The organism is Clostridium sp. 001, from assembly GCF_019056555.1.
GTDB classification, from domain to species: Bacteria; Bacillota; Clostridia; order Clostridiales; family Clostridiaceae; genus Clostridium_B; species Clostridium_B ragsdalei.
On record NZ_CP020473.1, the window covers coordinates 1,616,601 to 1,638,783 of the forward strand.

General features: G+C 32.4%; 19 protein-coding genes. 2 read left to right on the forward strand and 17 right to left on the reverse strand.

Annotation, left to right across the window (positions count from 1 at the left end; genetic code table 11):
- Nucleotides 1-3: 3 nt before the first annotated feature.
- The 9 genes from pyrB to B5S50_RS07360 form a co-directional block, all read right to left on the reverse strand.
- Entirely contained in the window at nt 4-924 is a 921-nt protein-coding gene (gene pyrB / locus B5S50_RS07320; protein ID WP_063556176.1) for an aspartate carbamoyltransferase, read from the reverse strand.
- A 208-nt stretch (nt 925-1,132) separates the two neighbouring features.
- Nucleotides 1,133-1,888, reverse strand: coding sequence for an acyl-CoA dehydratase activase (locus B5S50_RS07325; RefSeq protein ID WP_217303472.1), 756 nt, complete (start codon nt 1,886-1,888; stop codon nt 1,133-1,135).
- A 245-nt stretch (nt 1,889-2,133) separates the two neighbouring features.
- Nucleotides 2,134-2,385 carry a DUF3343 domain-containing protein gene (locus B5S50_RS07330; protein WP_065077024.1) on the reverse strand — a complete coding sequence of 84 codons (252 nt, stop codon included), beginning with the start codon at nt 2,383-2,385 and terminating at the stop codon, nt 2,134-2,136.
- Nucleotides 2,386-2,402: 17 nt separating this feature from the next.
- On the reverse strand, nt 2,403-3,662 hold the full coding sequence (locus B5S50_RS07335; protein ID WP_217303473.1) for a double-cubane-cluster-containing anaerobic reductase: 1,260 nt from the start codon (nt 3,660-3,662) through the stop codon (nt 2,403-2,405).
- 531 nt (nt 3,663-4,193) lie between these two features.
- Nucleotides 4,194-5,456, reverse strand: coding sequence for a multidrug effflux MFS transporter (locus tag B5S50_RS07340; RefSeq protein WP_065077026.1), 1,263 nt, complete (start codon nt 5,454-5,456; stop codon nt 4,194-4,196).
- Between the two features lie 359 nt (nt 5,457-5,815).
- The gene (map, locus tag B5S50_RS07345; RefSeq protein WP_065077027.1) at nt 5,816-6,571 is read right to left on the reverse strand and encodes a type I methionyl aminopeptidase; all 756 of its coding nucleotides are present in this window, start codon (nt 6,569-6,571) and stop codon (nt 5,816-5,818) included.
- Nucleotides 6,572-6,901: 330 nt separating this feature from the next.
- Entirely contained in the window at nt 6,902-7,792 is an 891-nt protein-coding gene (locus B5S50_RS07350; RefSeq protein ID WP_065077028.1) for a YitT family protein, read from the reverse strand.
- Nucleotides 7,793-7,874: 82 nt separating this feature from the next.
- Entirely contained in the window at nt 7,875-8,039 is a 165-nt protein-coding gene (locus B5S50_RS07355) for a zinc-ribbon domain-containing protein (protein WP_013240204.1), read from the reverse strand.
- A gap of 163 nt (nt 8,040-8,202) precedes the next feature.
- Nucleotides 8,203-9,960, reverse strand: coding sequence for a GGDEF domain-containing protein (locus B5S50_RS07360; protein ID WP_065077029.1), 1,758 nt, complete (start codon nt 9,958-9,960; stop codon nt 8,203-8,205).
- A gap of 227 nt (nt 9,961-10,187) precedes the next feature.
- Here B5S50_RS07360 and B5S50_RS07365 point away from each other — a divergent pair, with 227 nt between their 5' ends.
- On the forward strand, nt 10,188-11,450 hold the full coding sequence (locus B5S50_RS07365; protein ID WP_065077030.1) for an Nramp family divalent metal transporter: 1,263 nt from the start codon (nt 10,188-10,190) through the stop codon (nt 11,448-11,450).
- A gap of 71 nt (nt 11,451-11,521) precedes the next feature.
- On the forward strand, nt 11,522-12,163 hold the full coding sequence (locus B5S50_RS07370) for a TetR/AcrR family transcriptional regulator (protein ID WP_065077031.1): 642 nt from the start codon (nt 11,522-11,524) through the stop codon (nt 12,161-12,163).
- 47 nt (nt 12,164-12,210) lie between these two features.
- Here the strand turns inward: B5S50_RS07370 and preA are convergent, their stop codons facing one another.
- From preA to B5S50_RS07410, 8 genes are all read right to left on the reverse strand, one after another.
- Complete coding sequence (gene preA, locus B5S50_RS07375) at nt 12,211-13,437, reverse strand: NAD-dependent dihydropyrimidine dehydrogenase subunit PreA (RefSeq protein WP_217303474.1); 1,227 nt, start codon at nt 13,435-13,437, stop codon at nt 12,211-12,213.
- 1 nt (nt 13,438) lies between these two features.
- Nucleotides 13,439-13,768 carry a hypothetical protein gene (locus tag B5S50_RS07380; protein ID WP_065077062.1) on the reverse strand — a complete coding sequence of 110 codons (330 nt, stop codon included), beginning with the start codon at nt 13,766-13,768 and terminating at the stop codon, nt 13,439-13,441.
- 41 nt (nt 13,769-13,809) lie between these two features.
- Nucleotides 13,810-15,177 carry a dihydropyrimidinase gene (gene hydA, locus B5S50_RS07385; protein ID WP_217303475.1) on the reverse strand — a complete coding sequence of 456 codons (1,368 nt, stop codon included), beginning with the start codon at nt 15,175-15,177 and terminating at the stop codon, nt 13,810-13,812.
- Nucleotides 15,178-15,199: 22 nt separating this feature from the next.
- The gene (locus B5S50_RS07390; protein ID WP_065077034.1) at nt 15,200-16,705 is read right to left on the reverse strand and encodes an NCS1 family nucleobase:cation symporter-1; all 1,506 of its coding nucleotides are present in this window, start codon (nt 16,703-16,705) and stop codon (nt 15,200-15,202) included.
- A gap of 164 nt (nt 16,706-16,869) precedes the next feature.
- Nucleotides 16,870-18,096 (reverse strand): Zn-dependent hydrolase, encoded by a 1,227-nt coding sequence (locus B5S50_RS07395; protein ID WP_217303783.1) that lies wholly within the window; start codon nt 18,094-18,096, stop codon nt 16,870-16,872.
- A 106-nt stretch (nt 18,097-18,202) separates the two neighbouring features.
- Nucleotides 18,203-19,570: an aminotransferase class III-fold pyridoxal phosphate-dependent enzyme gene (locus B5S50_RS07400; protein ID WP_217303476.1), complete on the reverse strand. Its 1,368-nt coding sequence runs from the start codon at nt 19,568-19,570 to the stop codon at nt 18,203-18,205.
- Nucleotides 19,571-19,582: 12 nt separating this feature from the next.
- A complete protein-coding gene (locus tag B5S50_RS07405; RefSeq protein ID WP_065077036.1) occupies nt 19,583-20,728 on the reverse strand; it encodes an iron-containing alcohol dehydrogenase in 1,146 nt (381 codons plus the stop codon).
- 168 nt (nt 20,729-20,896) lie between these two features.
- Complete coding sequence (locus B5S50_RS07410) at nt 20,897-22,102, reverse strand: PucR family transcriptional regulator (protein ID WP_217303477.1); 1,206 nt, start codon at nt 22,100-22,102, stop codon at nt 20,897-20,899.
- Nucleotides 22,103-22,183 lie beyond the last annotated feature (81 nt).

Genomic DNA, 22,183 nt, shown 5'->3' on the forward strand with positions numbered 1-22,183 from the left:
CCCCTACCTAATTCCAAGTAATTTCAGCATTAATGCCATTCTCACGTACATACCATATTTAACTTGTTTAAAGTAACAAGCTCTTGGATCACTGTCTATTTCATATGGAATTTCATTTACTCTTGGAAGTGGGTGAAGTACTATCATATCTTTTCCCGCTTTAGACATTTTATCTTTGCTTAATATATATATATCTTTAAGTCTTATATAATCTTCTTCATTAAAAAATCTTTCTTTCTGTACTCTGGTCATATAAAGTATGTCAAGAGAACCTATAGCATCTTCCAAATTTTTAGTTTCACTGTAGTTAACACCTTTTTTATTTAATTCCTTTTTAACGTAATCAGGTACTTTCAATTCTTCCGGGGATATAAGAGTAAAACTATTGTTTTCATATCTAGACATAGCGTTTATGAGTGAGTGTACTGTTCTTCCAAACTTCAAGTCACCGCAGCAGCCTATTTTTAGATTGGATAATGTTCCTTTTATAGATTTAATGGTTAAAAGATCTGTAAGTGTTTGTGTTGGGTGTTGGTGACCACCGTCTCCTGCATTTATAACAGGTACTGTAGAATACATAGATGCTATCTTAGGTGCACCTTCTTTAGGATGCCTCATAGCTATAATATCTGCATAACATCCAATTACCCTTATTGTGTCTGCTATACTTTCACCTTTTGAAACAGAACTTGAATTAGGTTCCGAAAAACCTACTACCTTTCCACCTAACCTAATCATAGCAGATTCAAAACTAAGTCTAGTTCTAGTACTTGGTTCATAGAATAAGGTTGCTAGAAGCTTTCCATCACATACCTTTGAAAAATCCTTCTCTTTTGAAATTATTTCATTTGCAAGTTTGAATATCTCATCTAATTCTTCTATTGAAAAATCCATTATATCTATTAGATGTCTTCCTTTTAACATTAATAATTCCTCCTTCTCAGCCTCTCCGTGCTAAATTTAAAGGTGTAAAAAAATGCCTTCCTTTAAGGAAGGCATTATTATACCATAATATAATAATTTTATATTCTACATATGCCTTCCTAGTCTCACAGGACTAGTTTTAAAGGTCTTTTACTGTTTAATTTTTACTGTGTTTAGGATATCACAGTTTCAAATCAAAGTCAACATGTTATTTTAATTTTGAAGCTAAAAGAGCTGCTCCAATAGCACCTGCATATCTTCCAAATTTACTGCTTTTAACAGGTGAGCTTAATTTTTTAGAAAGGGTGTTTATTATATACTTATTTTGACTTAAACCACCAGTTAAAAAATAATTAAATTCTTCTCCATGCTTTTGACATAAAGATTTTACTTTACTTGTAATAGAATCAACTACTCCAAAAGCTATATCTTCTCTCCTGGTACCATTTCCAATTAAACTTGTTATTTCAGATTCAGCAAATACAGTACACATAGAACTTATAGTAACTCCATTTCCACTTTTAGCTTTTTCACACAGTTCATCTATGGTGAACCCTAAAGTGCCAGCCATTAGCTCTAGGAATCTTCCTGTACCTGCTGCACATTTGTCATTCATAGTAAAATTAGTAACTCTACCACCTTTTATGGTAATTATCTTGGTGTCTTGACCACCTATATCGATTACTGTACAGTCATCTTTTAAAAGGTAGTAAGCGCCTTTTCCATGACAAGTAATTTCAGTTATAGTTTTATCAGCATAGGGAACAGATACTCTTCCATACCCCGTAGCTACTATTTTACAATTATCTTTCCCTAATCCTATTTTTTTTAGTCTATCTTTTATAACACCAGCAGTTTTTACACTACTCCAACCTGTTGGAAGTGCAAATGTTTCCCTAATTCCACTGTCATATATACAAACTTTTGAAGCAGTAGAACCTATGTCTATACCTACGTAAATCACAAAATTCCACCTTTTATATAAGATAAATTAATAATTAATAATGAAAAGTTAATAGTGAATGATGATTTTTAGCTATAGCAAAAAATCTTTTAATTTATAAGAACCAGTCATAAACCAGCCATGTTTCGCTTTAGCGAAACGAGCTACCAAAGATTTAATTAAAGATTTTTTGTAGTGTAACGAAAAAAATCCACAATAACTATTCATTATTCACTCTTAATTATTAACTAAAAAAGTTGAGTTATTTATAAGTAGGGATTCACAATTTTTTTATCTACACAGTGAAAACCTAAGGTTTTTACATTATGCTGTTGTGCCATCAGCTTTATTTCTTCTTCATCCTTCTTGCTATACATTATAGATATGCCACAGCAGGATGAAATTTCCCTAGGTGTAGGCACAATTGTATATTCTAATTTACTCCCTTTTAATAACTTTTCCATCTTCATCCCTTCAGTATGAGATGGAAAAAGTATATAGTATCTTTTATTGTCCATACTATAAATCTCCTACATTATATCATCTCTAAAAATGCCTCTACTCTTGTTTTTATCTGTCCTGAATCCTCTGTAGAATAATCCGTTTCTATCTGAATCAAAGGTATATTCTTTTCTTTTAACACTTTTTCTACATCCTTATGTTCTACTGCATAAGTATGGCAAAATGAAAGATTAAAATCAATTACACCATCTACATGATATTCATCTGCATATTTTATTATATCATCAATTCTTCCTGTATTTGGAGTAAAGCAGGCACAATTTATCTTCATATATCTGTCAGCTAAATTTTTTACTAAATCGTCTATAGTTTCTCCCTCTTCACAAACTTCATTTTCAAAGTATCTAGTTCCTGTACATGTTTCTTCAACTACTACCTGTGCATTTAATCCTTCTATAATAGAATGAAGTTTCCAGTTGGGCAGTGCCATTGGGGTTCCTGTTATCATAATCCTTTTTTTACCCTCATCTACACCTTTTTTAACTCTTTCATCCAATTCATCGCATAGTTCGTTTAATTTTTCTACAAATCTATCTGGATCATCATAGAAAGCAATTTGCGATATCAATAAAACATCTAATCCACTTATTGGAGACGGCTTATATTTTCTCAAATTATATAATCTTTTAAGTGCCCTTCTCTTCGCATTTGCAGTCTTTATGCCCTGTCTTAAACTTTCTACAGTTACCTTATTTTCCGTAAGTTCTTCCATCTTGCTTATAAATTCCTTTATTTCTTCTTCCCAAGCCTTACAATTTTTTTCTCTTTTCATCTGTGGTAATTCCATAACATGAACTGGAACATAGTCATTTAATATTTCCCAGGCTTTCTTCTTTCCATCACAGGTTGTTTCTCCAATCAGCATATCACAGGATTGAAAATATGGACACGTTCCTCCAACTTTTGCACCCATAAGTGCCTTAATTAAAGGGCATAGGTTCCTTGGTAAAACCTTTTCACCATCTTCAACCCAAAATTGGGATCCTGAGCAAAGACCTACCCCTATTGCTTTTGCTGCAAGTATAACTTCATCAGGAACAAACACACAAAACGTTCCTACTACTTTTCCACCTTGTGCTTTATAGTCATCCAGTTCCTGTATCCTTAATCCATGAACTTCAGCTACTACAAGATTAAAATAATTCATTCCCTCTGGTCTATTTTTTTGGGTTAAATAAACGCCACCGTATAATTCTGGAAGTACTGCACATAATTTATCATGTTTTTCTAAATCTATTCCTAATTTACTCCATAGTTCTCTATAATCTGCCACTACATATTCCCCCTTAACTCTAGATATTATAACATTTAATTTTATAATATCACATTTAACTCTGTCCTCTTATTTGATTTACAAATAGTTATAGAATCAACTATAATATATTTTTATACATGCTTTCTAGATTAAAAGTTATCTTATATCAAATCACATAATAGCAAGTTTGAATAGGAATCCCTATAGTGTCACTTTGAAAAATAAACATATATGTAATAATTTAAATTTTATGCTTAACATAGTATGACAACTGTTTTAATTTATACTCAAATACAGATTCTATAACTTAAAATAGGCTTATACGCAGGCATATTTTTACAATAAACAAGTACATTTAAAAACTTTGTATATAAGTCTTAGTGGAAAATTTATAAAAAACTTAGGCCTTTTGAATTGTCTGAGGTATGAGTTTTCAAAAGGCCTTATGTTTTTATAAATTTTCTGCTTAGACTTATCAAAGTATTTAATCGTACTTGTGATTGTAAAAAATATCCGGAGTATAAACTCATTTTTATTTAGAAAATATCTTTATTTTGCTACATCATAATGTTCCATATCTATTTCAGAGAAATGTCTTATATATGGTTTTTTATAAGCTAGTTTCCATGCAACTCCACAAATTAGTCCTATTACAGCATTTACAGCCCCTATTACAAAAACTTGATTGGACCAATTAAATGAAACAATAACCATGCCTACACTTCCCATAATCATTGCAAATCCACCTATAAGTGAGGATGCTGAACCTGTATCTTCCTGCTGCTGCTCAAGCATCAAATTAGTACTTGGCGGACGCATGCAGCATGATGCTATAGTAGAAGGCAAGAGAGCTAATGCAAATACCCAAGGTTTGCTATTGTCAAATATACAAATTAATATACCGCTAGCTATCATTACAATAAAGCAAATATCAATGATAGATTCACGTTTAAAACGACCTACAAGCTTAAGATAAAGAAACGGACCAAATAACATTCCCACTGCATTTAAAGTAAAATAATAACTGTACACTTCGCTTGTAAGTTTAAAACCATCTTGATATATATAAGATGAGGCAGATATAAAGGCCATACATGCTATATTTACTACAGAAAATATAATTAACATAGAAAAAAATCCTGGATTTTTAAGTACTACGCCTAACCTTCCTAATGTCTGCATTACTGTACCTTTATTGTAATTTGTTAAAGTTTCATTTAGCAATATAGATCCTACTAGAGATGCTAATCCTATGAGGGTAAGACCTACGAATATTTCTCTCCATGAAGTCACTTTTAAAATCCATGAACCTAAAACTGGGGCTACAGCTGGAGAAATTACTGTCATAGATTGAACAATAGATAAAACCGATTCACGTTTTTTGCCACTGTAAACATCTTTAACAATAGCTGTAGCCACTGCACTAGCTGCACTTCCTCCAACAGCTTGAATAATTCTAGAAAATATTAAAAAGGTCATATTTGGAGCAAATACACACATTACACTTCCTATTGAATAAAATACAAGGCCCATAATAAGTACTGGTTTACGTCCGTATTTATCACTTAAAGGTCCAAAAACAAGCATGCCTATGCTAAAAAATACAAAAAACATTATGAGCGTAAGGTTAGTAACAACCTGCGATACATGGAAATATTCAGACATCATAGGCAGGGCTGGAAGATAAAGATCCGTAGATAAAGGCACAAATGCACTTAATAAGGAAATAAGAATTATAAGGCCTTTATTTCCTAGATATTTTTGTTTTACTTCATCATTTTTAGATAACTTTGACATATCACTTTTTACCATAAATACCTTCCTTTCAAATTTATATATTAACGTATAAAAATAAGCCCTACGGGCTATTATGTCAATCTATATATGTCATTTATCATATATAGTAAATCATAACATAATTCATAATATGAAATATTCAATTCACAAGAAACGATGATTTTCTGTTGTCACAAAAAATCTAAAAATTTAATATTCATACTAACTAGTTTTTAGATTTTTCACAACATTAGTGAAGAAAAACCTACTAAAACTGTGAATTGCAAATTGTGAATTAATTTGAGTTCCACTATTTTCTAATTATTAAAAATATATAGCCGTGAATAATGTCATGTACTGCTGATACTTATCCACGGCTGCTTCATTTCTACTTTTTAAATGCTGTCTTGATCAGTTAAAATAATAGGTCCATTTTTCGTTATAGCAAGAGTATGTTCATACTGTGCTGAAAGACTTCCATCTGCAGTACGTGCTGTCCAATCATTACTATCTACTACAGTTGAATAAGTACCTATATCTATCATAGGTTCTATAGTAATTACCATACCCTCTCTAAGTTTAAGTCCTCTTCCCGGCTTACCATAATGTGGTACACATACATCGTCATGCATTACTTTTCCTATGCCATGTCCTGTATAATCTCTTACTACTGAATATCCTAGTGGCTCTGCATAGCTTTGTATTTCGTGTCCTATGTCACCTATTCTATTTCCAACAACAGCTTTCTTTATACCTCTGTAAAGACATTCTTTTGTAACCTTCATAAGGTCCTCGGCTTCCTTAGATATATTTCCTACTGCATAGGACCATGCAGAATCAGCCAACCATCCATTTAAATTTACAACCATATCTATAGTTACAATGTCCCCCTCTTTTAAAGGTTTGTTGCTTGGAAATCCATGACATATCTCATCATTTACTGAAGCACAGGTAGCATATGGAAAACCCATATAACCTTTTTGCTCAGGGGTTGCCCCATTTTCTTTTAAATATTTCTCCGTAAAAGCATCTATTTCCATAGTAGTTATACCTGGCTTAATCATTTTTCTAATTTCTTTGTGACACGATGCTAGTATCTTCCCTGCTGCAGCCATATATCCTATTTCTTTTTCAGTTTTTATATCTATCAAATTTCTCGCCTCTATCTTAAAATTTATCCATACCTATTTCTATTTTAACATATTAATCTACAAAAAACCGTTGTCAATTATTAATTATTATATACTACAGTTTACATATTTTCTACAGTTTTGTATTATAAACTTTGAAAATAATTAACTATAAATTTATCCGATGGCTACCATCCGTAACACTCCCATCCTCTTTAGGTGGGAGATAACGGCTGATACACCCCTGGATAAGTTCTTCTAAGACTCAGATGGAGAGAGGTATTTCTCATAAGCAAACCCCACCTTAGTCTAAGAATCACTTGATATCACGTCTATTTACCAAATCATTACTCATATTTTTTTGTTCTTAACTCCACTATATAATTTAAATCCCTGCCCTAAAACTTCATGGGTATCACTTATTATTATAAATGAGTCTTTATCGATATTTTTTATGAAAGTTTTAAATCTGTTCAATTCTGATTGATCCATAACCACCATTAAAACTGTACGTTTTTCCTCAGTATAACCACCAAAGCCAGACAGCACGGTAACACCTCTGTTTAAATCCTCTAATACAGCTTTTTTAATTAGTTGTGATTTATCAGAAATTACAAAGGCAACTTTTGATCCACTAAATCCTAACTGCATTAAATCAATAGCCTTACTAGTTATATATATGGATATAATCGCATAAAGTGCCTTTTCTGCACCAAATACAAAACCAGCAGCAATAATTACAGAGCCATCTATTAATCCTTGAGAGTTTCCTATGCTCAAGGCCGTATATTTATTGGCAATACTAGCTATTATTGAAGTTCCTCCTGTAGATCCATCACTTTTAAAAACTAAGCCAAGTCCTATACCTGATAGTACTCCCCCATATATAGCACCTAAAAGAGGATTTAATGTCAAAGCATGAAAATGTGTTGTAAAAAGTATGCATAAAGGTAAAACCAAAGAACCAAATACAGTTCTCGTTGCAAATTTTTTCCCCATAAAAAATAGTCCTACAAAAATCAGTGGAATATTTGCACACCATTGTGTAATGGCAGGCTCTACATTAAATACATGCTGTACTAATATAGATATTCCAACCGTCCCCCCAGAAGCTATTTCATTGGGCTTTAAAAATAGATTAAATCCAAAGGCTACTATTATACACCCTATCATCATTTGTAAATACTGTTTTATATATTGATACATAGTACTTTTATTAGTCCAAACATTGTCGTTTGTCATTTCCAATTTCCTTTCCGTAAAAATCATCTAAACTTTTAAAAGCCCTATAGCATAAAACTATAGGGCTTTAATAAACACTTTATTATCTTCTGAATCCTCTGTTGTTCTGTTGTTTTCTTTTTCTTCTACAATCAGGACATCTCTGAGGTTCATTTTCAAAACCTTTTTCTTTATAAAATTCTTGTTCGCCTTCAGTGAATACGAATTCTTCTCCACAGTCTTTGCAAACTATAGTTTTATCTGCCATTTAAACATACCTCCTTTTCCAAAAATCAAGATCTAAAACGATTCACAAATATATTTCTAAAAGAGATATGTTGTTCATCCAATCAAATCTAAGCATCAGTTATCACTAATACTTATTCAGTGTATCATACTAGTATTTAATTTGCAATATAATTGAACTCATTTTAATAAACTTCATCAATTACATAGCCGCTCCTATTCTTATTTCTTTTGGCCTGTTTTTTTAAAGTGCTCATATATTCACCAATTTCATCTACATCTTTAAATCTATTGACATTTCCATACATTCCTCCAAATGCAATTGATGTAAGTGGAAAAATATCTTTATTACCTTTTCGATCAAAAGATTCTATGTAATTATTTTCTTTATCTCTTTCATTAAAAAAATTAAGTATTTTCAAATCAAATTCCTGGATCATCTCTTCACATAATTTATAACATTTAGCAGCAGTATCTTCTATTATGCACACAAAGTCATCTCCTCCTAAATGTCCTATAAAACTATTGTATGGAAAAGACTCCTTAATTTTATTTTCTAAAAAAATTGAAGTAAATTTTAACACCTTATCTCCATTTTCAAAACCATAGGTATCATTATATACTTTAAAATTATTTAAATCAGCATAAAGAAGTAAAAAATTATTTTTATAGCCAATCATATCTTTAAGAGTTTTATTTATAATAGCATTACCCGGTAGTCCAGTCAAAGGATTGAGATTTTTTGCATAATTTTTTTCAAATTCCACTGTATATTCAAGTAAGCATTTAACTGTTACAATTCCACAATATTTGCTATTCTTTGTAACTATTACATAATCATAAATCTTACTATTTTCTCTTGTCATTGCAGTTTTTGATACTTCACTTATAGAATCATAATAGTCTACTATAAGAGGTGAACAATCCATAATTAAGGATATAGGTCTTTTTAAGAACACTGAGATTCCATATTTTGTAGCAAGCATAGAATCAAGATTGTGTTTCATAATTAAACCCGTTGGAAAATCTTCATTTACTATACATACTCCTGTAACACTTGATTGTTCAAAAAATTTTTTTATATTTTCACTTTTAGTTGATACCAAAAATGTTTTATTTTCTTGGGCAATATCTCCAATATAACTTTTTTCAAATTTAACTTTGTTATCAGATATTTTATTATAATCAGCTATTTTTTCTCTTACATTTTGAGGAATATCTAAAAATGTTCCTGCTGGTCTTTGAAGAAAATATCCCTGTCCAGCACAAACACCTATTTTAATTAAGGTTAAAAGTTCTTCTTCCGTTTCAATTCCTTCTGCAATAAGTTTCATATTAGTAGATCTGGCTAAAGTTACAAATGTTTTCATAAGTTCCTGTTTAAATAAATCTTTATCTACATTTTTTATGAGAGAAATATCAATTTTAATATAATGAGGTTTTGTTTCCATTAAAGTTTTAAGTCCTGAATAACCTGCCCCTGTATCATCAATTGCAATTTTATATCCCTGATTAGTATAATTTTCAAGAGCAGTTTTAAAACTTTTATAATCTTCTATAGCAGTTTTCTCCGTAATTTCAAAAATAATTAAGTCTGGAGACATATTGTGTTTCTCTAAAAAATCCTTTGTAAACCCACTTTTAAATCTTTCATCTCTAAATATTTTAGGATCTACATTTATAAATAGTAACTTATTTTTATCAATTGAATTTGCCTTTTCAATGGCTTTTACCCTACACAAAAATTCAAGTTCCCATGTTTTATTATACTTTTCTGCAGCCGAAAAAAGTTTATCTGGAAAATACAAAGGTGAACCTTCAGGTCCACGGCTAAGTGCTTCATATCCTATAACAAAACCATTTTTCAAAGAAACGATAGGCTGAAAAACAGTATTGATACTTTTTTCTGCTAATATTTTCTCAAGTTCATTCTCTATGCTCATTTAACACACCTCATTAATTTGACTTCAAAAAAAGTATACATTTTGCAAGTTAACTATATGTTATCTATACCATAACAGTTTGTTAAAAACGTTAAGTCCTAGTTACTAAATAACCCTATTTCCCATGTGCATCAGTAACACTTTTAACCTACATTACATATTTTACAGTAGTGAAAGAACTTTAGCCTAGACTAACAAATTTTTTATAAAGAAGGTAATTTTAGAATATGGAAAACGAGTTAAATGTATTAAAGAAAAATAGAGGAATACTTAGAAAAAGTCGTGAATTATCCAAATTTTTAGGGCCTGCTTTTATAGTAAGCGTGGCTTATATAGATCCTGGAAATTTTGCTACAAATATAAGTGCTGGCTCCCAATTTAACTATACTCTCCTATGGGTAATCCTGTGGAGCAATATAATGGCCATCTTCCTCCAGTCCATGTCTGCAAAGCTAGGCATTGCCACAGGACACAACCTACCTGAAATGTGTGGAATGATTTTTTCAAAAAAAACCAATTGGTTTTTATGGATTTGTGCCGAACTTGCTGCTATGGCAACAGATTTAGCAGAATTTCTAGGCGGCACCCTTGGATTGTATCTACTATTTAAGATTCCTATGATTTATGCAGGCCTTCTCACTGGATTAGCAACTTATATTATTGTATATATGGAGAAATATGGTCAAAAGATAATAGAAGCAATAATCACCACATTGGTAACTGTTATATGCATTGCATATTCTATGGAATTATTTATAGCTAAACCTGATTGGACATCTGTTGGGATACATACCCTTGTTCCCATACTGCCAAACGGAAGTGCTGTATTGATAGCTGTAAGTATGCTAGGAGCTACTGTTATGCCCCACGTTATATATCTGCATTCTCAATTGGTTCAAAGTCGTAATCATAAAAATGACAGCATAAAAACTAAACTTGGTCACTTAAAAATGGAGAGAATTGATATAATAATTGCCATGAACATTGCATTTATCGTAAATGCAGCAATGTTAATAGTTTCAGCTGCAGTATTTTATAAAAATGGAATGGCTGTAGACTCCATCGAACAGGCACATAAATCTCTAGAACCACTAGTAGGTTCCTTATCCAGTGGAATTTTTGGCATAGCCTTAATTGCATCTGGATTGTCTTCATCTGCAGTAGGAACATTAGCAGGACAGACTATTATGAAAGGTTTTGTGAATTTAAATATACCACTTAATGTTAGAAGACTTATAACTATGACACCTGCAATGGTTATTATATGTCTCGGAATGAATCCAATGAAAGCTTTAGTGCTAAGCCAGGTTGCATTAAGCTTTGCCCTCCCCCTTGCAATAATACCTATGCTGCTTATAACCAGTCGAAAAGATCTTATGGGGCACCTTGCCAATAAGCCTCTTACAAAAACTGTGGGATGGATTATAACCTGTGTAATAATAGGATTAAATGCTTTACTCATATGTTTAACTTTTACAGGCAATGTTTAATACAACATTGCCTATATGATCTGCAAAGGTTATAATTACCTTAAATATATCAATTTGAAAGGAAGATAACGTTGGATAAAGAAAAATATCATCATGGCAATTTGAAAGAAGAAATGATAAAAAAGGGAATTGAACTTCTAAACAATAGTGGATATGAAGATTTTTCTTTAAGAAAAGTAGCTAAAATGTGCAGCGTGAGCCATACCGCACCCTATAAACATTTTAAAAATAAAGATGAACTCATTTCTGCAATCATTATGGAAGTATCAAAAAGCTTTGAAAACTCTTTGAATGAAATTGTAAACAAATATCCTTCCGATCCAAAAAAACAACTTGTTGAACTCGGAAAACAATATGTAAAATTTATGATTGAAAATCCAGATTATTTTAAATTTATTTTCTTAAGCGATTTTAGTAAACCTGTAAATATAAGCAAAGATAATACTTCATCCTATGAAGGTGGAGCCTTTCAAGTATTTAAAGCAAGTGCCATTAATTACCTAAAATCTGTATATAAAAATACTACAGAAGAAAAGGATCTATCTTTAGATATATTAACTATGTGGAGTGTGGTACACGGTATTTCTGTATTACTATTAAATAATAGTATAAAATACGATGGAGATTACATTGATTTAGTTGATAAAATGTTGAATGAAAAAATAATAAAAATATATAATACTATTAAATTGCCCTGTAACTCTTGCAAATAAGATAAGGCTATAAGCTAACATACTCATAGTCTTACTTATTTAAATTTCTAAGCTAATTGCTTAACTTTTTTTATAGTTTTAATTACTTTCTTACCACTTAGTATATCTCCAGTAGGACATACATTTGCACATAAATGACATCCCTCGCATTTATCTTCAATAAGCTGTGGTTTTCTAAATTCATAGTTCCATTTTATAGCTTGATGCCCTCCATCAAAACAAGATATATAACATCTTCCACATCCAACACAATTGTGATCTCTAAATTCAGGATAAATTATATAATCCCTTTCAAGTTCGTCTGCATTCACTACATTTTTAACTGCCAGTCCCACTAATTCTTCTACTTTTTCAAATTTTTTGTCTTCCATATAATAGGACAATCCACTTATCAAATCCTTTATTATTCTATATCCATATTGCATAACAGCTGTAGTAATTTGAATATTAGATGCTCCTAGCAGTAAAAATTCTACTGCATCTTCCCAAGTTTCTATTCCACCTATTCCACTTATAGGAATTCCTTTTAGCTCTTCACTCTTAGCCAGGTCACTTATAAATCTAAGAGCTATAGGCTTGATTGCCTTTCCTGAGTATCCAGATATAGCTGATTTACCATTTATTATTGGATAAGGTGAAAACTTATCCAAATCAATCCTGGTTATACTTTTTACAGTGTTTATAGCAGCTATTCCATCTGCGCCACCATGTATTGAAGCTGCTGCAGGGATTACCATATTTCCTATATTGGGAGTCATCTTAGCAAGTACAGGAAGTGAAGTTCCTCTTCTTACAGATCTGCAGTATTTCTCTACAAGTTCAGGATTTTGACCTACATCTGAACCCATAGATTCTTCAGCCATCTGAGGACATGAAAAGTTACATTCAATTATATCTGCTCCTGCTTTTGTAACTAACTCTGCGAGTGTAGTCCACTGCTGTTCATTTTCTCCCATAATGGATGCAACAATAACTTTATCTTTAAATTTTCTCTTCAATTTACTTATACATTCCAGATTATATTCTAAAGGATGCTCTGATATCTGCTCCAAATTTTTAAATCCTATAAAAGGAGTATTCTCTTTGGCTATTACATCAAACCTAGGAGATACCTCATCTGCAACATAAAAACCTATAGTCTTAAATACCACACCAGCCCAGCCCATGTTTAGGGCTTTAGCGCACATTTCAAAGTTATTACTGATTACAGAAGAGGACAAGAAAAATGGATTTTCGCACTTTATACCACAAAACTCTATAGAAAGGTCCCTCATTTTAAATTACCTCCTCCACTTTTAAGCTCTCTTCATGAAGAAATTTGTGTATCATCCTTATCTTTATGGGCCTATCTATTTTTCCCCTTATACAATTTCTCTGACAATACATCTTATTATTGCATGCAAGACCACATTCACCAGATTTATCTAAATCATCCATAAACTTATGACACGCTCCTTTATAATTTTTAAATCTTAGAGACATTATAATGTCTGCTGCATTTTTTCCTCCCGGGCATGCTTTGCTGCAAGGTGGATCATAACATAAAAGACATCTAGAAACTTCTTCTATTATCTGACTAAATCTCATATCATTTTTCTTTTCCATATTAAGTCCTCCTATTAGGGCATTTGAAAGAAAATGCCTAATTACCTCTTTATCTTTCTCTTTAAGAATTTTCCCCAACCAGGTTTTCCTACAAATTCTCCATCTTTAAATACAAGCTTTCCTCTTGATAAAGTCATAACTGGATATCCTTTCAATTTAACTCCTTCCCATATGGTATAATCTACATCAGAATGCATATTATCCTTTGAAATTGTAAATTCCTTTTTAGGATCATAGATTACAATATCAGCATCTTTTCCTACTACAATACTACCCTTTTGATTATCACATCCAAATATCTTTGCAGGGTTTGCACTGCAAACTTCTACTGCCTTGTTAAAGGAAATTCTTCCTTTATTTGCCTCATTCAACATATATGGATACATATTTTCTATGCCCATACATCCATTTGGTATCTTTGTAAAATCATCTTTTCCCCAATCTTTTTCAGAGCTTTGAAATGGACAATGATCTGTAGCTATGGTAGAAATATCACCTGTTTTTATGCCTTCCCACAGGGCATCTAAACTTTCTTTTCCTTTCATTGGTGGGGAACATACAAAATTTCTGCCGTCTTCTCTCTTGTAAACTTCACTTGTAAAATATAAATATTGAGGACAAGTTTCTGCATATATTTCATAGCCTTCATCTTTTGCTTTCTTTACTTCTTCCATGCCTTCTTTGTTTGCAAGATGTACTATATAAAGGGGAGCATTTAGTGACTTTGCCCAGTGTATTGCCCTCTTATCTGCCTCTGCCTCTACAAATTCAGGTCTTGACATATAGTGATACCAAGCAGAAGTTTTTCCTTCTTTCAGATATTTCTCCGTTCTTATGTCTATTAAATCCGGGTTTTCTGCATGCACTGAAATAAGTGCTCCTGTTTCTTTGGATTTTTCAAGCACCTGGCAAAGTACTCCATCATCTGCCATAAGTCCTTCCTTTTTATATACCATATACACTTTAAAGCTGGGCAGTCCGTAATCTACTGCAGCTTGAAATTCATCTAAAATTTCTGGTCTCAAATCAGATATAACTACGTGAAATGCATAATCAACACAAGCTTGTGGTGCACAGAGTTCATCTCTTTCTCTAGCCGTTTGAATTATGCCGTGACCTTTCTGCTGCAGTGCAAAATCAAAAACTGTCGTTGTACCTCCACAGGCAGCAGCTCTCGTTCCTGCCTCATAGCTATCTGCAGATATGGTGCCCCCAAAGGGCATTTCAAGATGTGTATGTGCATCTATTGCCCCTGGTAATACATATTTTCCTTCTGCATCTATTATCTCTTCTCCACTATCCTCAATTTCTTTTCCTATGGCTACAATTTTTCCATTCTTTATACCTATATCTGCTTTATAAGTGTCTTTAGCCGTTATTATAACTCCGTTTTTTATAATCAAATCCATAATTATCACCTCATAAAATAATCTAAAAGCTTTGTTCTTCAAGTTCTTCAGGTTGGCTATTAATTTTACCTGAATTTTTAGATCCTGCACTTAATAAATAATAAACAGCAAATGAAACTCCAAAGCCTACAAACCAAGCATAATTTACTATTCCGCTCAAGCTGGGAACTATTTTACCTATAAGAGCTGCAAAAATTCCTAAAACAAGTGCAATAATTGCTTTTGGATTGAAACCTTTCTTATAAGTGTATAACCCTTTTATAAGATACAGATCTTTAAGATTTACCTTAGTCTTTTTTATAAGCCAGTAGTCACATATGATTATTGCAGCTACAGGTCCAAGTATTCCAGAATAAGTATCAAGCCATGTATACACATATCCACTAGGATCTGCTAAAAGCTTCCATGGCATTATGAGTATTCCTATAATACCTGTAATAAGTCCACCCATTTTAAAACTTATATGTTTCGGTGCTACATTTGAAAAATCATTTGCTGGTGAAACAATGTTTGCAGCAATATTAACAGAAAGAGAAGCAACTACTATACCAAAGAAACCAACTAACATTGCAAAAGGATTTGAAAATTTTGATATTATATCTACCGGGCTCCACATGCTTTTGCCAAATATTACTGCAGTAGCAGAAGTTATTATTATACCCATAGCGGAAAATACTGTCATAGTTATAGGAAGTCCTAAAGATTGTCCTATTAACTGTTCTTTTTGCCCTTTTGCATATCTTGTGAAATCTGGTATATTCAAAGACAGTGTTGCCCAAAATCCTACCATACTGGTAAGTGAAGCAGGAAATACTTTCATAAAGTCATTCATAGTATGCAATTTCCCCGTTGAACTTAAAAGTGGTCCAAAGCCATGAGCAGATTTAACTGACCAAGCCATCAAAATAAGAGCTAAAACCATAACCAGAGGAGCTGCCCAGTTTTCAAATCTTTTCAGCTGCTCCATGCCTTTAAATATAACAAACATCTCAAGGCCCCAGAATATCATAAATGTTATACCAGACGGCAAACTAAGTCCTGCTATTTGAAAACTTCCCCCAAGAGTTTTCCATCCTGGAATTATAGCTGAAAACAATACATTCAATGCACTTCCACCTATATAAGTATTTATTCCAAACCACCCGCAGGCAACAACTGCCCTTAAAATTGCAGGTATATTTGCGCCAAATACCCCAAAGGATAACCTTGAAAACACTGGAAAGTTAATTCCATATTTAGTACCTGGATGGGCATTCAATAAAATTGGTACTAAAACTATCAGATTTCCAAGAGTAATTGTAAACAATGCCTGCTTCCAGCTCATTCCCAGTGATATCAAGCTTCCTGCTAACATATAGGTAGGTATACAGTGAGCCATTCCAATCCAGAGAGCAGTGAAATTATAGGTATTCCAGGTTCTTTCCTTAACTGGAACTGGTGCGTTATCGCCATTGTACAGTTTACTTTCCGTAACAGTTGTGTCGGATTGATCTAATTCATATATTTCTTTTTCTACTGGCTGTTCCATACAGATCCCCTCTTTCTTTTAATCAATGAATCTTACTTAGTGGGAGTTTGCTTCTCCCACTAAGTTTAGATGAATTATCTAGGGGCGTAGCTACTGTTATCTTCTACTTTGATAAAAGTGGGAGTGTTACAATAGGTAGCCATCAGATAAACTTATAATCAAATTTACATCTTATCGATGTCTAGTATAGTTTGAAGCAGTACATTGGCACCTTTTACACAATTATCAAGAGGAGTTTTTTCTATTTCACAGTGGCTGTGTCCCCCAATACTTGGAACAAATATCATAGTTACAGGAAGCATATCAGCTGCAAATTGAGAATCATGTCCAGGACCGCTGTACATTCTCATATTAGAGTATCCATAAAGATTTGAATTTTTTTCAACCAGATTTACTAATTCTTTATTGAAGCTGACAGTTTTACGTGCCCACAATTCCTCGTAGCTAACTTTGCAGCCTGCAAGTTCGGATGGAATGTTCTTAATTATATCAACTACCTGCTGTACTACTTTTGGATCTTGATGTCTTGCATCCAAAGTAAATTTAACGTCATCTGGTATAATTGTATGAACATTTGGTGAGCAGTTAATTCTTCCAGTAGTATAAACTAACTTGCCATCAAGTTTATCCAGTTCCTTGTGAAGATATAAAATAGCTTCAGAAGCTGCCAAAAGAGCATCTTTTCTTAATTTTTGTGGAACAGTTCCTGCATGTCCAGCTTGACCTATAAATTGGAATTCATAATTAACCATTCCAACAACGCCTTCTACAACTCCAATATCCTTTTTGGCAGCTTCAAGTACTGGTCCCTGTTCAATATGCAGTTCTAGAAGAGCCATATAATCTTTAGGATTTATTCTATTTTTTTCATCACCCTTATATCCACTTGCATCCAGAGCTTCACCAAAAGTTACGCCTTCTGGGTCCTTTGATGCCAGCATCTTTGCTTTATCAAATTTACCAGTAACAACACCAGATGACATCATAGCCGGATCAAAACGTGCTCCTTCTTCGTTAGTCCATATCATAACTGTAATTGGATGGCGATGAGGAATATTTTCCCTAACTATAGTTTCAGCTGCTTCCATTGCAGTCATTACACCTAAAATTCCATCGTAATTTCCGCCTTGTACTACTGAATCACAATGAGATCCCATTGCAATATGAGGCAGATCTTCCAATCCTTTGAAAGTAGCATACATATTTCCCATATCATCTGTTACAATATCTGCACCTAATGATTTCATTCTCTTTGTAAACTCTGCTCTTGCCTGAAGAGCCGCTTCTGATAGAGATAACCTTGTTATTCCACCGTGTCCTGTAGCACCAAATTTACTAAAAGTAGTGATTTTATCTTCCATCCTGTCTTTGTCACAAGTTACTTTTTTCATATCTTTTACTTCCATAATTAATATCTCCTTTACATTTTTTTAAATTGGTTTATAATATAATTGGTTAATTAATTTTGAGTGTCCTATTTTTGCAGAAAAGGGACGCTTATTTTTTTAATTTTTTTACAAATTCATCTATGGAATACATAACCTTATCAAAAATATCCATAGCTTCTTCCAATTCTTCTTTATTTATAATAAGCGGAGGTGCTACCATCAAGCAGCTCTCATGAGAATAAGTTGAAAATCCTGCCTCTTTTAACATCCCAACTATCTTTGACATTATTCCATCTGGATCTTTTCCATAAGGCACTAGAGCCTCTCTAGTTTCTCTATCTTTTACCAGTTCTACTGCTGAAAACAATCCTATATATCTAACATCTCCTACACTCGAATGCTTTTTCTTTATTTCCTCTAATTTTTGTCCTAAAATTACCCCCATCTTCTTAGAATTTTCTATTAGATTTTCTTCATCATATACATCTAATGTTGCGCAGCCTGCAGCACAAGCTAGTGGATGTGCATTGTATGTTAGTCCACACATAAGTACATTATCATCAAAAAACTTCGCTATTTTCTCACTCACAATTACTCCTCCAAGAGGTACATATCCACAGGTAATTCCTTTTGCAAATGTGATAATATCTGGTTTTACATCCCAATTATTGCAGGCAAACCATTCTCCAGTTCTTCCCCATCCAGCCATAACTTCATCACAAACCATAACTATTCCAAATTCATCACATAGATTTCTTATTCCTTGGAGATAACCTTCAGGTGGTATGATTACACCATTGCTGCCAGTTACACTTTCAACAACAATAGCTGCTACTTTATCCGTACCCTCATATATAAGCTGCTCTCTAAGTTTGCTTAAATAAAATTTTGCAGCTTCTTTTTCACTTTCAAATCTTACTTTTTCTCTGTAAATATAAGGATCAAAGAACTTTACAAATCCAGGTATTCCAGGTTCACAAGTATATCTTCTTGGCTCTCCACTTAAATTTGCAGCTCCAAAACTTGCTCCATGGTAAGAACGATATCTCGAAAATATCTTAAATCTTCCAGTAACCATCTTGGCTATTTTTATAGCATTTTCATTGGAATCTGATCCTCCTAATGTAAAGAATACTTTAGCCATATTATCTGGTGCCTTTTCTATTACCCTAGCAGCCAATTTTGCCCTTACATCTACAGCATAGGAAGGTCCCATAAATGGCATTTTTTCTGCCTGCCTTTTTATAGCTTCTATTATCTTTTTATTTCCATGTCCTACATTTACATTAACTAATTGAGAGGACATATCAAAATACTTTTTTCCATCACTGTCCCAAAAATAAATTCCTTCGGCCTTTGTAATTACAAGGGGCTTTAGATTTTTCTGTGCACTCCAGGAATGCAAGTTGTACTTTTTATCATACTCTCTAATTTGATCAACCTCTAAATCTAACTCAGTATCTTCTAAAACTGCCATTTGAATTCCTCCTTAATATATCTTTTCATATATTTCTACTAACTGCTCTAGTGTAGGTTTTCTCGGATTAAGAGCTGTAGTTTTGCTTTCCATAGCATCTTCTGCCATCTTTCTAAAATTGTCTTTGTCTACACCAACTTCTTTAAGTGATACTGGAAGTCCTGTTTCCAAGAAAATAGACCTTATAGTATCTACTGCAATCAAGCTTGCCTCTCTTACAGATTTTCCTTCTACATTTTCTCCCATAGCTTCCGCTATAACTTTAAATCTTTCAGCACAAGAAGCTCTATTAAATTTCATAACCTCTGTAAGCAAAATTGCATTTGCCATTCCATGGGGAACTTTATAGTAAGCTCCTAAAGGTCTTGACATTGAATGAACAAGTGCTGTAGATGCATTGCTAAAAGCAAGTCCTGCATACATCTGTCCAAGCAACATTTTTTCTCTGGCTTCAATATCACCTTTAAGCACTGACCGTGAAATATTACTGCTTATAACATTTATTGCCTTTATTGCAAATGTATCTGACATTGGCTGTGCAGCCTTTGAAATATATGCCTCAATTGCATGAGTGAAAGCATCCATCCCTGTAGCTGCCGTAACTTGAGGCGGCATCATCATAGTCAAAAGTGGATCTAAAATTGCTATTTCAGGTATTATAAAGTTACTTGAAATAAGCATCTTTATCTTTCTTTCAGTATCTGTTATTATAGAAAACTTACTAACTTCACTTCCAGTTCCTGCTGTAGTAGGAACTGCTATAATAGGTATTCCATAAGTTTTAGGCTGAACTTTTTCATAATCTAAAATATCCCCTCCATTTCCTATAACCATACTTATGGCTTTGGCTGCATCCATAGCACTTCCTCCACCTAAGGCAACTATAAAATCTACTTTTTCTTCTTTTCCTACTTTCACTCCTTCCCTTACAGTAAAAACACTAGGATCTGATTCTACTTTATTAAATATAACAGGATCTATTCCCTGATCTTTTAAACTATAGTAAACTTTATCTAATGCACCTGTCTTTTTTGATGAATGTTTTCCTGTAACTATCATTGCCTTATTTCCAAACACCGCTGCTTCATTTCCAATGAAATTTGCGGTATTTTTTCCATACATTATTTTCTTGGGACTTTGAAAAACTGAATAATCCATAATTCCATCACCTTACTTAGTTAATTTGTAATTTGTTAATTTAAGTGCTGTTTATTTAACTATTTATTAAATTTAATGTATACAATTTACCATATTTTCAACTTAATTAGTATGTCCACTATAAACAAATATATGGATAAATTTTTGTTCAACATATAGAAATTGAATTTAAATCAATCTTAAAAACACCCCAATTTTTATGCAAAGCATAATATTAAAGACAGCTTCATCATCCTTCAAATCACAGTTTAATATTTCCTCTATTCTGTTTATCCTATATTTTATAGTATTTCTATGGATGTACAGTTTTTCTGCAGTTTTACCCAAGTTTCTATTCTCCTTTAAATATGCAATTAATGTTTTTACTAACACAGAGGAGTTTTTTTCATCATACATTTTAAGTTTAAGTAAACTTTCATCAAATAGTTTTTTCATCTCTGCATTAGTTTCTATATCAAAAAAAAGCCTAAATATGCCTAAGCTTTTATACCTTATAACACAATTTTTCTTTCTAAAAATCTTAGATAACTTTAATGCTTTCATTGCCTCTAGTATTACATATTTAAAATCTTCTAGATCACTGCAATCATCTCCTATTCCTATGCTTACAGTAATATCACACATTCTCTTTGATATTTCCTTTCGTATAGATTCTGCAATCCTGTCTATATTTTCTACACTGGAACATACGATAAAATAAAATGCATCACTTTGAACTGCATAAAAATATTTTTTATTATTTTCATCTAAAACGTATTCTACTATATCTTGTACACGGTTTTTTATATTTGCTATAATCTCTTCATCAACTATATTTTTTTTCTTTATATAAGAACTAAAGTTGTCAATATCAACTACCAAGCTGCAATATTTCTTTTCTCTTTTGTATCCATATAAAATTGCCCTGTCCAACATTTCCTCATCAATATTTATATCTTCAAAAATCACTTCTCGCATAAAATTATTCACAGATTCCTTATGTGCATTTCGTGCAAAAATAGCCCTACAGATAGTTTGAGTTACATCTATCAATTTAACCTCAAAAGGTAACTCAAATATAGGAAAATCTGCAGTATTTGCAAAATCTATAACTTCTTTAGGTGTCTCTTTTATATAAGGACCTATATTTATAACAAGACCAGATAAATTTCTAGAGGTAATATCTTTAATAAATTTAAGGAGAACTTCTGAATTATTTCCTATTGCTATACCAGTAATAAATAAAAGTTCTCCTCCTTTTACAAAATCACTAACATCAGGGACTTCTATTACATGTGCCCAGGTAATTCCCCTGTCTAAACCTCCCTTTCCAGCTACAACTTTCATTTTTTCAAGTCCTGGTAAATTCAATATATTTCTACAGGTAACAATCATATTTTCTATCCCTCTTTTATAATTTAATGTATATTTAATAAAAATATGCTAATATTTTTATTATTTATTTAAAATATACCT

What these genes read in the sequence shown, in the direction of transcription:
- B5S50_RS07355 (WP_013240204.1), bottom strand. Translation starts at nt 8,039, where the DNA reads ATGGCAGATAAAACTATAGTTTGCAAAGACTGTGGAGAAGAATTCGTA.
- B5S50_RS07330 (WP_065077024.1), bottom strand. Translation starts at nt 2,385, where the DNA reads ATGGACAATAAAAGATACTATATACTTTTTCCATCTCATACTGAAGGG.
- B5S50_RS07340 (WP_065077026.1), bottom strand. Translation starts at nt 5,456, where the DNA reads ATGGTAAAAAGTGATATGTCAAAGTTATCTAAAAATGATGAAGTAAAA.
- preA (WP_217303474.1), bottom strand. Translation starts at nt 13,437, where the DNA reads ATGAGGGACCTTTCTATAGAGTTTTGTGGTATAAAGTGCGAAAATCCA.
- B5S50_RS07400 (WP_217303476.1), bottom strand. Translation starts at nt 19,570, where the DNA reads ATGGCAGTTTTAGAAGATACTGAGTTAGATTTAGAGGTTGATCAAATT.
- hydA (WP_217303475.1), bottom strand. Translation starts at nt 15,177, where the DNA reads ATGGATTTGATTATAAAAAACGGAGTTATAATAACGGCTAAAGACACT.
- B5S50_RS07360 (WP_065077029.1), bottom strand. Translation starts at nt 9,960, where the DNA reads ATGAGCATAGAGAATGAACTTGAGAAAATATTAGCAGAAAAAAGTATC.
- B5S50_RS07390 (WP_065077034.1), bottom strand. Translation starts at nt 16,705, where the DNA reads ATGGAACAGCCAGTAGAAAAAGAAATATATGAATTAGATCAATCCGAC.
- B5S50_RS07380 (WP_065077062.1), bottom strand. Translation starts at nt 13,768, where the DNA reads ATGGAAAAGAAAAATGATATGAGATTTAGTCAGATAATAGAAGAAGTT.
- B5S50_RS07350 (WP_065077028.1), bottom strand. Translation starts at nt 7,792, where the DNA reads ATGACAAACGACAATGTTTGGACTAATAAAAGTACTATGTATCAATAT.
- B5S50_RS07365 (WP_065077030.1), top strand. Translation starts at nt 10,188, where the DNA reads ATGGAAAACGAGTTAAATGTATTAAAGAAAAATAGAGGAATACTTAGA.
- B5S50_RS07405 (WP_065077036.1), bottom strand. Translation starts at nt 20,728, where the DNA reads ATGGATTATTCAGTTTTTCAAAGTCCCAAGAAAATAATGTATGGAAAA.
- B5S50_RS07395 (WP_217303783.1), bottom strand. Translation starts at nt 18,096, where the DNA reads ATGAAAAAAGTAACTTGTGACAAAGACAGGATGGAAGATAAAATCACT.
- B5S50_RS07410 (WP_217303477.1), bottom strand. Translation starts at nt 22,102, where the DNA reads ATGATTGTTACCTGTAGAAATATATTGAATTTACCAGGACTTGAAAAA.
- pyrB (WP_063556176.1), bottom strand. Translation starts at nt 924, where the DNA reads ATGTTAAAAGGAAGACATCTAATAGATATAATGGATTTTTCAATAGAA.